The 13,289-nt window shown below is 64.9% G+C and carries 10 protein-coding genes; 6 read left to right on the top strand and 4 right to left on the bottom strand.

The annotated features are described in order from the left end of the window. Window positions 1–5: 5 nt before the first annotated feature. From ABH924_RS05085 to ABH924_RS05075, 3 genes are all read right to left on the bottom strand, one after another. On the bottom strand, window positions 6–686 hold the full coding sequence (locus tag ABH924_RS05085; RefSeq protein ID WP_404497416.1) for a FadR/GntR family transcriptional regulator: 681 nt from the start codon (window positions 684–686) through the stop codon (window positions 6–8). Continuing rightward, window positions 683–1,948, bottom strand: coding sequence for an MFS transporter (locus ABH924_RS05080; RefSeq protein WP_404497414.1), 1,266 nt, complete (start codon window positions 1,946–1,948; stop codon window positions 683–685). Before ABH924_RS05080 ends, ABH924_RS05085 begins: the two co-directional genes overlap by 4 nt. Window positions 1,949–2,015: 67 nt before the next feature. Continuing rightward, entirely contained in the window at window positions 2,016–3,458 is a 1,443-nt protein-coding gene (locus tag ABH924_RS05075) for a PucR family transcriptional regulator (RefSeq protein ID WP_404497412.1), read from the bottom strand. 144 nt (window positions 3,459–3,602) lie between these two features. On the opposite strand from ABH924_RS05075, the gene ABH924_RS05070 reads away from it, so the two are divergent. Together ABH924_RS05070 and gabT are read left to right on the top strand one after the other, a co-directional pair. Further along, window positions 3,603–5,033 (top strand): gamma-aminobutyraldehyde dehydrogenase, encoded by a 1,431-nt coding sequence (locus tag ABH924_RS05070; protein ID WP_404497410.1) that lies wholly within the window; start codon window positions 3,603–3,605, stop codon window positions 5,031–5,033. An 18-nt stretch (window positions 5,034–5,051) separates the two neighbouring features. Continuing rightward, the gene (gabT, locus tag ABH924_RS05065; protein ID WP_404497409.1) at window positions 5,052–6,407 is read left to right on the top strand and encodes a 4-aminobutyrate--2-oxoglutarate transaminase; all 1,356 of its coding nucleotides are present in this window, start codon (window positions 5,052–5,054) and stop codon (window positions 6,405–6,407) included. 122 nt (window positions 6,408–6,529) lie between these two features. On the opposite strand, the gene rarD is transcribed toward gabT, so the two are convergent. Then, window positions 6,530–7,429: an EamA family transporter RarD gene (rarD, locus tag ABH924_RS05060; protein WP_404497671.1), complete on the bottom strand. Its 900-nt coding sequence runs from the start codon at window positions 7,427–7,429 to the stop codon at window positions 6,530–6,532. A 306-nt stretch (window positions 7,430–7,735) separates the two neighbouring features. On the opposite strand from rarD, the gene ABH924_RS05055 reads away from it, so the two are divergent. The 4 genes from ABH924_RS05055 to ABH924_RS05040 all read left to right on the top strand — a co-directional run bounded on the left by ABH924_RS05055 (window position 7,736) and on the right by ABH924_RS05040 (window position 13,093). Beyond that, window positions 7,736–9,169, top strand: coding sequence for an FAD-dependent oxidoreductase (locus tag ABH924_RS05055; RefSeq protein WP_404497407.1), 1,434 nt, complete (start codon window positions 7,736–7,738; stop codon window positions 9,167–9,169). A 192-nt stretch (window positions 9,170–9,361) separates the two neighbouring features. Beyond that, the gene (locus ABH924_RS05050) at window positions 9,362–10,726 is read left to right on the top strand and encodes a GAF domain-containing protein (protein WP_404497405.1); all 1,365 of its coding nucleotides are present in this window, start codon (window positions 9,362–9,364) and stop codon (window positions 10,724–10,726) included. A gap of 83 nt (window positions 10,727–10,809) precedes the next feature. After that, window positions 10,810–11,421: a hypothetical protein gene (locus tag ABH924_RS05045; protein ID WP_404497403.1), complete on the top strand. Its 612-nt coding sequence runs from the start codon at window positions 10,810–10,812 to the stop codon at window positions 11,419–11,421. A gap of 148 nt (window positions 11,422–11,569) precedes the next feature. Further along, the gene (locus tag ABH924_RS05040) at window positions 11,570–13,093 is read left to right on the top strand and encodes an aldehyde dehydrogenase family protein (RefSeq protein WP_234748964.1); all 1,524 of its coding nucleotides are present in this window, start codon (window positions 11,570–11,572) and stop codon (window positions 13,091–13,093) included. Window positions 13,094–13,289 lie beyond the last annotated feature (196 nt).

Genomic DNA, 13,289 nt, shown 5'->3' with positions numbered 1-13,289 from the left:
GGGTGTCAGCTGTTGATCCATTCCGCGGCGAAGTCCAGGTTGCGGTAGACGCTCGCGACGGCGGCGGCCTCGTCGCGTGCCTCGATGGCGTCGGCGAGTTCGTCGTGGCCTTCGTGAGGGATGCCGTTGAAGCCGGCTTTGCGTTGTTGGCGCAGGAGATCGTCGTGGAAGACCCCGCCGAAGGACACATACAACTGGTGCAGCAACGGGTTGCCCGAAGCCAGGGCCACTCGTTCGTGGAAATCCCAATCGGCTCGGGCCCAGGCGGGGTAGTCGGCTGCGAGCCACGCGTCGTGGCGTGCTTGGAGGAGGGCCCGCATGGCGGCGATGTCCTCGGCCGTGGCATGCTTCGTGGCCAGTCGGGCGGCCTGGGTGTCGAGGCCCACCCGGACCTCGACCACATGCTCCTGTGTGTGTTCCTTGTACATTCGTTGAGCCGCGCCGGAGATCTCGCTGGTGGCCCGGACATAGGTTCCGTCACCCCGGCGGACCTCCAACATGCCGCTGTGCGCCAAGGCTTTGATGGCTTCGCGGAGTGTCCCGCGGGAGACTCCGAGCGAGGCCATGAGTTCCGGCTCGGCCGGAATCTTCTCCTGCAGCGGCCACTCTGCGGACTGGATCATGCCGCGCAGTTGCTTGGTGACTTCCTCGGCCAAAGCGGGCCGGTGCGGAGGTGTCAGGCTCATGCCACGGGCCTTGGTCCGGCCTTGATTGGCGTGCGTTTGCTGGTCAGCAGGTGGGAGGTCACCATGAGGGCCAGGGCCGCAACGGCAAGGAGTGCCAGGGGGAGCGTCCAAGCACCCGTGGCACTGTGGAGCAGGCCCATGCCGAACGGACCCAAAGCCGCAATCAAGTACCCCACGGACTGGGCGACGGTGGACATGGCGGTGGTCTCCGCCGTCGTACGCCCGCTCCGGCTGATGATCACCAGGACCAGGGGGAAGATGCCCAGGCCGAAACCGAACATTACGGCGGGAACCGAGGCGAACGACGTCGGGAGCAACAGCATTGCCGGGATTGCCAGAAGGGTGGTCCCGCTGCCCAGGTACAGGGCAGGCCGCATCATGCCGGGCCGCGAGCCGATGGCCAGGAGGATCATGCCCGCGGCCACCGAAACCAGCTGCATGAGTCCGAACTGGAGGCCGCTCTCGGAGGCGCTGAGTCCTTGGGTTGTCAGGATGTAGGCAAACCAACTCATCACGGCATACGCCAGGAGGGCCTGCAACGTGAAGATGGAAGTGATGAGGAATCCCAGCCGGGTGCGCAGGAGCGGCCACATGGATACGTGCTCCTGGCTGGCCTTGCGTGAACTGCGATGGGTGTGGAGGACCATCGGGAGGAAACCGAGAAGCGCGGCGACGCCAAGGATGCCCCACGCGGCCAGGCCCATCGACGGCGAGCCCAGTTGCTGGGCCAAGGGCACGCTGACCGCCGCCGCGAAGGTGGCACCGCCGGACATCGTGAAGGTGTAGAGGCCGGTCATCATGGAAGTCTTGCTCGCATAGTGCTCGCGGATGTACGACGGCATGGCCACGTTGCACACCGCCAGGCCGGACATCGCCAACACTGTTCCGGCGAGGAGGGCGCCGGTCGCGGGGATGCTGCGGACCAGGAGCCCGGCGGCCAACATTGCCAGCGCTACGAAGATCGACTTCTCGACGCCGATCCGGCGCGACAGCCACGAGGTGCCCAATCCTGCGACGGCGAAGCACAGCAGGGGGATGGACGGAAGAATCGACGCGACGAGCGCCCCGTAGCCGAGGAATGCCTGCAAATCGTGGAACAGCGCCGCCGCGCTCGTGATGCCGGCGCGCAGGTTCAGGCCGATCAGGATGACGGCGATGATCCCGACGACGGCGATCACCCGGGATTTCGGCGCCACCGTACCGCCGGTGGCCGGCAGAGTTGTTGCTTCCGTTGCGTGGGGAGTCGGGTGAGTTGAAGCCATGCTTAAAGGTTAGACGTTTGACGTTTGCCGCGGGAAGTTTTGTGGTGAATCTCTCCGTGAAGCTCGGCTAGCGCGGGTTGCGCGCTCCCAGCCGTTGCACGGCAAGGGCAAGCCACAGCTGCACCCGGTCCGGCGTCTGGGCGGGGTCGTAGCCGGTGAGGTCCGTGATTTGCGCCAGCCGGTAGCGCACTGTGTTGCGGTGCAGGGTCAGGGCTTCGGCGACGGCGGCCACCGAACCGTTGTGGTTGAGGTAGCTTTCCAGGGTCGGAACGAGTTCCGAGCCGTGGGCGGCGTCGAACTTGCGCAGGGGAGTGAGGGCCTCGCTGGCCATATCGGCCAACGGCACATCCTCGCTCGCCAGCAACAACGAGGTCAGGCTGAGCCGCTCAGGTTCGTTGACCGGCAGGCCGTGCGCCACGGCGTCGCGCGCTTCGAAGTAACTCCAGCGCACGCCGTTCGGCTTGGTGTAGGCGCCGCCGATCCCGATCACCGCGTGGATCCCCGCTTCCAGGAGGTGATCGCTGAGATCCTTGGCGAGCGCGCTCGCGGAACTGCCGTCGTCGGGCACTACCGTCACCAGGTCCTTCCCGACGACGGCGGTCACCCCGCCGTCGAGCGATTGCGGAAGGGAGGTGCTGCCGAGCTGTTTGTAGTGGGCGGCGGAGACCACCAGCAGCACGACGTTCTTTCGGGTGCTGTTGATCCCGACGCCGGCCAGGCGGCGGGCGCCTTCCACGGTGTCCAGCGTTCCGTGGATGACATCGTCCAGCACCTGGCCCGCCAAGGCCCGCTGGCTCTGGCGCTGCTTGACCATGTTGTTGAGTTCGACGCTGATCAGGTTCTGCGCATAACTGACAATCCCGGTGTCGCCGAAGGGCTGCTTGATCCACAGGGTGCAGGCGTCGCGGCGGCCTGTCGGGATGGGGAAGGACGCCCAGTCGTCAGCCGTCGGCGCGGGGTTGCCGGCCACGCTGTTGTAGAGCTGGGCGCTGAACTGCGTGAGCGCGATGTCGGACCGGAGCATGCTGCCCAACTGCTTGAGCAATTCGGCGAGCCCGCCACCGGTCAGCAGGGCCCGGGCCAGGATCTGGTGGCCGGCGATGAGGCGCTCCAGCTTGGAGTAGTGGTCAGCGGATTGGGAATCGGCGACGAGTTTGCCGATGGCGATGAAGGGGGTCTCGTACGGGACTTCCACGAGGGGCAGGCCCCAGCGGTTCGCCTCAGCAATGAGGCCCGGAGGCACGGACTCGTGGGTCAGTCCGGTGCCGAAGCCGATGCCGACGGCTCCCGCACGCTGGACCTGGCGCACGAAGCGGCGCTGTTCCGCGGCCCCATTGAGCCTGAGTCCAGTTGTCAGGATCAGCTCGCCGCCATTGAGGAAGCGTTGGGGATCCTCCTGCTCAGTCACGGCCACCCAACGGATATCTTCGTTCCAGGTGGTTTCCGCGAGGCCGGCTTTACGGAGCCTAAGAGAGGGGACGGCGACGAGCGCGGCGAGTGACATTGCCATGTCAAAAAGGATATCCCGGCACTGGTCATTCGCACTAAGTCGGGGTGGTCGGGGTGTGCACCTGACTATTCCGCGCCGCGGGGTGCTGGCATAGGCTCGGAGCAGCTGCAACCAATGCCTAGACACCGAAAGAGGTTGTACACCGTGGTCCAAACCTTGCAGAACTTCATCAACGGCGAGTTCGTCACGCCGGCAGGCACCGAACTGCTCGACATCGTGAACCCCACCAACGGGGAGATTGTCGCTCATGCGCCTGTCTCCACGGCGGCCGACGTCGATGCGGCCATGAATGCGGCGAAGGAAGCCTTCAAGTCCTGGAAGCATGTCACGCCTGGCCAGCGCCAGCTCATGCTGCTCAAGCTCGCTGATGCCATCGAAGCCAACAGCGACGAGCTCGTTGAGGCACAGCACCGCAACACCGGCCAGGTCCGCGCCCTCATCGCATCCGAGGAAGTTGCCGCTGGTGCAGACCAGCTCCGCTTCTTCGCGGGCGCCGCGCGCATCATGGAAGGCAAGTCCGCCGGCGAGTATTTCGAGGGCCACACCTCGTACGTACGCCGCGAACCGATCGGCGTCGTGGCCCAGGTTGCACCGTGGAACTACCCGTTCCTCATGGGCATCTGGAAGATCGGCCCCGCCCTCGCCGCAGGCAACACTGTTGTTCTCAAGCCCTCCGACACCACTCCGGAATCCACCTTGGTCCTGGCCCGTCTGGCGGGGGAGATCTTCCAGGCCGGCGTCCTGAACGTAGTCCTCGGCAACGCGGCCACCGGCTCCATGATGGTGGAGCACAAAGTCCCGGGCCTCGTCTCGATCACCGGTTCCGTACGTGCCGGTATTGCCGTGGCCAGTGGAGCGGCCAAGGGCCTTAAGCGTGCCCACCTGGAACTCGGTGGCAAGGCCCCGGCCATCGTCTTCAAGGACGCCGACATCAAGAAGAGCGCAGCGGCCATCGCCGAATTCGCCTTCTTCAACGCCGGCCAGGACTGCACGGCCATCACCCGCGTACTGATTCAGGACTCCATTCACGACGACGTGGTTGCCGCCATGGTGGAACACACCAAGACGCTGCACACTGGTTCGCAGAACGACGACGAGAACTACTTCGGCCCGCTCAACAACGTGAACCACTTCAACGCCGTGAACTCGGTAGTGGAGCACCTGCCGGCCAACTGCAAGATCGAAACCGGCGGGCACCGTGCGGGCGACAAGGGCTTCTTCTTCGAGCCCACCATCATCACCGGCGCCAAGCAGACTGACGACGTCGTCCAGAAGGAAACCTTCGGTCCCGTCATCACCGTCCAGAAGTTCACCACCGAGGCCGAGGCTCTCGAGCTGGCCAACGACGTCGAATACGCCCTGGCCTCCAGCGTCTGGACCACGGACCACGGCACGGCCATGCGGATGAGCCGCGACCTGGACTTCGGCGCGGTCTGGATCAACACCCACATCCTGCTGACCGCTGAGATGCCGCACGGCGGCTTCAAGCAGTCCGGCTACGGCAAGGACCTGTCCATGTACGGCGTCGAGGACTACACGCGCATCAAGCACGTGATGTCTGCACTGGACGCGTAAGTAAGAGAAAGAACCATCATGACCGCAACAGCACATGAAATCACCTACCGCCTGGACCAGAAGCGCAGCATCAACGGTGCCTTTCCCGGCCCCAAGTCGCAGGCCCTGAACGAGCGCCGCGCGGCCGTCGTCGCTGCCGGCGTCTCCTCGGGCGTGCCGGTTTACGTTGAGGACGCCGACGGTGGCATCATCCGCGACGTCGACGGCAACTCCTTCATCGACCTCGGCTCCGGCATCGCCGTCACGAGCGTTGGCGCTTCGGATCCCGCCGTCGTCGCCGCCGTCCAGGACGCTGCAGCGCACTTCACCCACACCTGTTTCATGGTCACGCCTTACGAGGGCTACGTCGCCGTCGCCGAGCAGCTGAACCGCCTCACCCCGGGCGACCACGAGAAGCGCACCGTGCTTTTCAACTCCGGCGCCGAAGCAGTGGAAAACGCTGTCAAGGTGGCACGCCTGGCAACCGGCCGTGACGCCGTCGTCGCTTTCGACCACGCCTACCACGGCCGCACGAACCTGACCATGGCACTCACCGCCAAGGCCATGCCGTACAAGACCAACTTCGGCCCGTTCGCGCCCGAGGTCTACCGCATGCCGATGAGCTACCCGTTCCGCGAGGAAAACCCGGAGATCACCGGTGCCGAGGCCGCCAAGCGCGCCATCACCATGATCGAGAAGCAGATCGGCGGCGACCAGGTTGCCGCGATCATCATCGAACCGATCCAGGGCGAGGGCGGCTTCATTGTCCCCGCCGAAGGCTTCCTGCCTGCGCTGTCCGCATGGGCCAAGGACAAGGGCATCGTCTTCATTGCCGACGAGGTCCAGTCCGGTTTCTGCCGCACGGGTGAATGGTTCGCCGTCAACCACGAGGGTGTTGTCCCGGACATCATCACCATGGCGAAGGGCATTGCCGGCGGCCTCCCGCTGTCCGCCATCACCGGCCGTGCAGACCTGCTCGACGCCGTCCACCCGGGCGGCCTCGGCGGCACCTACGGTGGCAACCCGGTCGCCTGTGCTGCAGCTATTGCTGCCATCGGCACCATGGAGCAGCACGACCTCAACGCCCGCGCACGCCACATCGAGGAAATCGCACTCGGCCGCTTGCGTGAGCTCGCCGCGGAAGTTCCCGCCATCGGCGACGTCCGCGGACGCGGTGCGATGCTGGCGATCGAGTTGGTCCAGGCCGGCTCGAAGGAACCGAACGCGGAACTGACCAAGGCCGTTGCCGCTGCGTGCCTCCAGGAAGGCGTCATCATCCTGACCTGCGGTACCTACGGCAATGTGATCCGTCTGCTGCCGCCGCTGGTCATCAGCGACGAACTGCTCCTGGACGGCCTCGAGGTCCTGGCAGCGGCCATCAAGGCCAACGCTTAGCCACAACCTTCAGGTGGACATGCCCACCTCTACGCACCAAGGATGGACATAGTGTGATTATGTCCATCCTTGGTGCTTAACGAGGGGCATGTCCACCGTGGGCGCGGGGGTTGGGAAGCTGTTTAGGCCGCGCTGAGCCGTGCGCTTTTCCTGATGACCGAGTTTTTGCGTGCCGTGCGCAGCATGTCGAGGGTCAGGAGCAGCAGCGCCAGCCACACGATGCCGAAGCCCACCCAGCGGTCGGGGGTCATGGCCTCGTGGAAGACGGCCAGGGCCACGATGAACTGGAGTACCGGCGCGAAGTATTGCAGCAGGCCGATGGTGGTCATGGGCAAGCGGCGCGCGGAGGCACCGAAGAACAGGAGCGGCACGGCCGTGATGATGCCTGAAGCCGCCAATAGCCAGAAGTGGCCCGGGCCGTTGCTTCCCAAAGTCCCTGCCCCTGTGAGGCCGAGGACAATCATGGTGGCGCCGGCGATCGGCGCGAGGACCACGGTCTCCACCGTGAGGCTCGTGATGGCATTGACCTTAGGCCCCACGCGCTTCTTCACGAAACCGTAAAGTCCAAAGCTGAACGCCAGGACCAGAGCGATCCACGGCAGCTTGCCATAGGAAACCGTCAGGACCCCGACGGCGATGAAACCGATCCCGACGGCGGCCCACTGGAGCGGGCGGAGCTTTTCCTTCAGGACGAACACGCCAAGGAGCACCGACACGAGCGGGTTGATGAAGTAGCCGAGCGAGGCTTCGACCGCATGTCCGGTGGTGACCCCGAAGGTGTAGGTCAGCCAGTTGATGGCGATCAGCCCGGCAGCGATGGCGAGTGGCCCCAGGACGGCCCGGTCCCGGAAGGCATTGCCGAGGAGGCGCCATGTCCGGGTGATGGTGATGAGCAGGGCGCAGAAAATGAGCGACCACACCACCCGGTTGGCGACGATTTCGACCGCTCCGGCGGGTTGCAGCACCAGGAAGTAGAGCGGAAGCAGGCCCCACAGGCCGTACGCCCCGATGCCGAACACCACACCCGCCGTCGTCTCCTTCTTGGCCGTGGCAGCGGCCGCGGCTGCTGCGGCCGAAGCATTCGAAGCGCTGGAAGCACTGGTGGCGGACTGGGCAGGCACGGTTTGCTCGGGCGTAGACACAAAGTCAACAACATCACATTTTGCGAAGGTATTCCTGACCGTACGGCCGGAAAGTTATTGTGAGTTTCCTCGCCCGGTTGTGTCACCTCCCGCCACGTACTGACACTCCGGCCACAACTGAGAACTAGAATTGGAAACTGCGCGCCCCACCACGCGGGGCGGATTCCCGTCTCAGAAGGGTTCACGGTGTCCAACTCGGCCGAAACCACCTCAAAACGTCCATTGCGCGTCGCTATTGTCGGCGCAGGGCCGGCCGGCGTGTACGCCGCGGATATCCTGACCAAATCGAACGAGGTCAAGGACGGCGACGTCGAGGTCAGCATCGACCTTTTCGAGGCGTACCCCGCACCGTACGGCCTGATCCGCTATGGCGTGGCGCCGGACCACCCCCGCATCAAGGGCATAGTCAACGCGCTTCACAAGGTCCTGGACCGCGGAGACATCCGCTTCCTCGGCAACGTGACCTACGGACGCGACCTCACGCTGCACGACTTCCGTGCCTTCTACGACGCGGTGATTTTCTCCACGGGGGCCATCAAGGACGCAGACTTGAACATCCCCGGCATCGAGCTGGACGGCTCCTTCGGCGGAGCCGACTTCGTCTCCTGGTATGACGGACACCCGGACGTGCCCCGCGAGTGGCCCTTGGATGCCAAAGAAGTGGCAGTCATCGGCAACGGCAACGTCGCGCTGGACGTGGCCCGCATGCTCTCCAAGCATGCAGATGACCTCCTGGTGACCGAAATCCCGGACAACGTCTATGCCGCCCTCAAAGCCTCCCCGGTCACGGACGTGCACGTCTTCGGACGTCGCGGCCCAGCCCAGATCAAGTTCACTCCGCTGGAACTGCGCGAGCTCTCGCACTGCAACGACGTCGACATTGTGCTGTACCCGGAAGATTTCGAGTTTGACGAAGCCTCTGACGAGGCCATCCGCAGCAATAACCAGATCAAGACCATGGTCAACACTCTTACCAACTGGCTCGTCGAGGAACATGCCGAAGCCGAGCAGCCCTCGTCCCGCCGCCTGCACTTGCATTTCCTGCACAGCCCGGTGGAGATCGTTTCCGAAGACGGCTCCGGGAAGGTCTCCAGCATCAAGTTCGAGCGCATGCAGCTGGACGGCACGGGCAACGTCAAAGGCACCGGCGAGTTCGTGGACTATCCGATCCAGGCCGTCTACCGCGCCATCGGCTACCACGGTTCCCCGCTGGACGAGCTTGAGTACGACGCCCGTCGCGGTGTCATCCCCAACCACGGCGGACGGGTGCTGGACTCCGACGGCAAACCGGTACCCGGCATCTACGCCACCGGCTGGATCAAGCGCGGACCCGTCGGCCTGATCGGGCACACCAAGGGCGACGCCCTGGAGACCATCGGCTGCCTCCTGGAGGACCGCCTCACGCTGCCCCCGGCCGAAAACCCGGACCCGCAAGCCATCATCAACCTCCTGGAAGAGCGGGGCATCGAGTACACCACGTGGGAAGGCTGGAACAAGCTCGATGCGCACGAACTAGCCCTTGGCGCCGAATGGACCGCCGAAAACCCGGACGCCGGCGTCGTGCGTGAACGCATCAAGGTGGTCCCGCGCGTGGACATGATCGAGATCTCGCGCGGCTAGCGGATCCCGGGGGTGCCTCGCTGTGCCGAAACCGTGGCCGCGGACCGTAGGCTGCGTTCCGCCGGAACCCAGCCTTCGGCCCGCACCCACGAATTCGACCGGACGACCCTTACTCGCTGTCGCCCCATAGGCAAAGCCTCGAGACCCAACTAGACTGGCCTGTACTGTGCTGCGTCCGGTTTTGGGAGTTCGATGAAGAATCCGATCCATCCGGCAGCTTCGGTCAATGACGTCGCCGAGCTGTTGCAGCGCCATGCCCGCGCTGGACATGAGCAAATTGATACGTGGCGCTATGGGCTTCCAGGTGCCACGGAGCTTCCCGGTTTGCGCAGCCTGATCAAGGAATCGTGGCAGCGATCCGCGCAGCTCAAGGCGAACCCGGACCAGCCCGAGGCTCCCGTGGCCATGGACCTCGACGAGCTCGAGGAATACCGACGCCAACACCCGCTGGCCATCATCATGCCCGTCATCCAGAAGCTCCTTATCCAGCCCAGCTACGACAGCGGGCTGCTGGTCGCCGTCGGGGACGAGCTTGGGCGCCTGCTGTGGGTGGACGGAAATCCCGCGATGCGGCGCCGCGCCGAAGGCATGATGTTCGTGGCAGGCGCGGACTGGTCCGAAGCGGCGGTCGGTACGAGTGCGCCCGGCACGGCGCTCGCCTTGGGCCGCGGTATCCAGATTTCCGGCGCCGAGCACTACAAACGCTCTGTCCATCCGTGGAGCTGCACCGCGGTGCCCTTCCATGACCCTGACTCCGGCGCGCTCCTGGGCGTCGTCGACATCACCGGCACGGAAGCCGCCGTCGCACCCCACACGCTTTCCCTTGTCGAAGCAACCGTGGCGGCAGCGCAGGCGCAATTGCGCGTGGAAAGGCTCCAGCTCGCGGCCACCAAGCACTCTGCGCCTGCCCGACGCCGGAACTCGCCTTCCGCCGTCGGCTCGCGCCAGGGCTCGGAGCTATACCGGAACAGCCTCCAGCTGCTGGGCCGCGACCAGGCCTTGTTGAGCATAGGAGGACGCAGCATTCCGCTTTCCGCCAGGCACAGCGAGATCCTGGCGTTGCTGGGAACCCGTCCCGAGGGGCTCAGTGCCGAGGAGCTCGCCCTGGCCCTGTATCCGGGAGATGGATTCACCGTCACCCTCCGGGCGGAAATGGTGCGCCTCCGGAAGGTACTCCACGAACTCGATCCCGCGGCAGTCCCGGAATCCCGCCCCTACCGGCTCCCGATCGACCTCGGCCAGGATGCCGCCCAGGTTCTGTCCTGCCTGCAGCGGGGCGCCCACCGCATTGCCTTGGAGATCTACAAGGGCGCCGTCCTTCCGCATTCGGAAGCGCCCGGCATTGTGGAGCTTCGCGAGAAGGTCTCGGCGCTCTTGCGCGAGGCGGTCCTCAACGACGGCAGTGCCGAGGCGCTGCTCAAGTACGCGGGCCTACCTGAGGCGAAGAACGACGTCGACGTCCGGCTTGCCGCCCTCAAGCTCCTGCCGCCGCGCTCGCCAAAGCGGGCCGCCGTCGTCGCCGAGGTTGAACGCCTGGAAAGCGAACTGTCGGCCTGACGCGGGCCCCTCGTGTGGCACTCGGGAAATACGGAGTTTCGGCCCGTATCGTAGAACCGAGCCGAACGAAAGAAGCTTTCTCCGTGTTGAACAAACGCCTCGCCGTTGCCCTGACCTTGTCCGGACTCCTTGCCGGAGCCACAGCCTGCGGGGCACCCGCCCAGACAGCGCCCGCATCGGCAACGCCTTCGGCTTCGGCCACTACGGCTGCCGCCGCAGCTTGGGAACTCGATCCAGCCGCAGGCGCCCAGAGAATCAAGGCCGCAGGCCTGGATATCCTGACCGCCGAAGGCACAGCCGAGCACTATCACGCCCATCTGGACGTCCTTGTTGATGGCAAAGCCGTCACGGTCCCGGCCGAGATCGGCTTCAGCTTCGGGGCCGACGGGCAGCCCAACGGAATCTCCGCGCTTCACACCCACGACACGTCCGGCGTCATCCACATCGAAGCGCCAACGGCCGGCCTGAAGTACACGCTGGGCCAGGTCCTCAGCGAATGGGGAGTCCTGGACGGTAAAGATGCCACCGGAGCACCGCACAGTGGAACCGGAGGCTGGACCGCATACGTGAACGGCGCAAAGCAGAATGCGCCAATATCCGGCGTTGTCCTCCAGGCCCACGACGAGGTAGTGCTCTCCTACGGTGCCGCACCTTCGCCGGTTCCGAGCTCCTACGCTTTCCCCGCGGGCCTCTAGCCTCCGGGGCCCGGGGAATACCGTCCCGAAGTGACCCGAACCGCCCAGAAGTGATCTGAACCACAGGGTTGCAACCTGCTTGCAACCTCCCCGCTCCTACGCTGAAGCCATAGCAAAGCCACCATCATGCGGAGCAAAGGAGCTAGCAATGACTGTTTATGCACAGCCGGGTGCCGAGGGTTCGAAGGTCACGTTCAAGGACCGTTACGAGAACTGGATCGGCGGCGAGTGGGTTGCCCCGGTCAAAGGGCAGTACTTCGAGAACATCACTCCGGTCACCGGGAAGGCCTTCTGCGAGGTTGCCCGGGGCACGGCCGAGGACATTGAGCTGGCACTAGACGCCGCCCACAAGATCGCACCGTCCTGGGGCAAGACCTCCGTTGCCGAGCGCGCCGCCATCCTCAACAAAATCGCCGACCGGATCGACGAGAACCTCGAAATGTTGGCCGTCGCCGAGTCCTGGGACAACGGCAAGCCGATCCGCGAAACCCTTAATGCGGACATCCCACTCGCGGCGGACCACTTCCGCTACTTCGCCTCCGCCGTGCGCGCCCAGGAAGGCCGGCTGTCCCAGCTGGACGAGGACACCACCGCCTACCACTACCACGAACCGCTCGGTGTGGTGGGTCAGATCATCCCGTGGAACTTCCCCATCCTGATGGCCGTCTGGAAGCTCGCTCCGGCCCTGGCTGCCGGTAACGCCGTGGTCCTCAAGCCCGCCGAGCAGACGCCGTCCTCCATCCTGGTCCTCATGGAGCTCATCGGTGACCTGCTGCCGGCCGGTGTACTCAACGTGGTCAACGGCTTCGGCGTCGAGGCCGGCAAGCCGCTCGCGTCCAGCCCCCGGATCCGCAAGATCGCCTTCACCGGCGAAACCACCACGGGCCGGCTGATCAGCCAGTACGCGTCCCAGAACCTGATCCCGGTGACGCTGGAGCTGGGCGGCAAGAGCCCGAACATCTTCTTCGACGACGTCGCCGCGCAGGACGACGCGTTCTACGACAAGGCCCAGGAAGGCTTCACGCTCTTCGCCTTCAACCAGGGCGAAGTCTGCACCTGCCCCTCCCGCGCCCTGGTCCAGGAAAGCATCTACGACTCCTTTATGGCCGACGCCGTGGCCCGGACCAACAAGATCATCCAGGGCAACCCTCTGGATACCGACACCCAGATCGGCGCCCAGGCCTCCAACGACCAGCTGGAGAAGATCCTCTCCTACATCGACATCGGAAAGCAGGAAGGCGCCAAGGTCCTCACCGGCGGCGCCCGCGCACAGCTCGACGGCGACCTCGCCGGCGGCTACTACGTCCAGCCGACCATCTTCGAAGGCCACAACCGGATGCGGATCTTCCAGGAGGAGATCTTCGGCCCCGTGGTGTCCGTGACGAAGTTCAGCGACTACAACGACGCCATCGGCATCGCCAACGACACCCTCTACGGACTCGGCGCCGGTGTCTGGTCCCGCAACGGCAACGTCGCCTACCGGGCAGGACGGGAAATCCAGGCCGGCCGCGTCTGGGTCAACAACTACCACGCCTACCCGGCCGGCGCCGCGTTCGGCGGCTACAAGTCCTCCGGCATAGGACGTGAGAACCACGCCATGATGCTGGACCACTACCAGCAGACCAAGAACCTCCTGGTCAGCTACAACGAAAACAAGCTCGGCTTCTTCTAAGCCGCACTTGATCCGGCGGGGAGGGATCAGCACAGATCCCTCCCCGCCGGCACTCCCTGGCCACCCTCAGGAAGCAGCACCCCCCGAGAAACGCTTTATCAACGCAAGGATTTCGCCAATGACGACGACAATGCAAGCAGCCGTAGTAACTGAATTCGGTAAAGACCTTCAGATCCAGTCCCTTCCCATTCCTGTT

This window comes from Arthrobacter sp. GAS37, assembly GCF_044908325.1.
Lineage (GTDB): Bacteria > Actinomycetota > Actinomycetes > Actinomycetales > Micrococcaceae > Arthrobacter > Arthrobacter ramosus.
The sequence above is the reverse complement of the archived record's forward strand: the minus strand, read 5'-3'. Positions and strand labels throughout refer to the sequence as shown.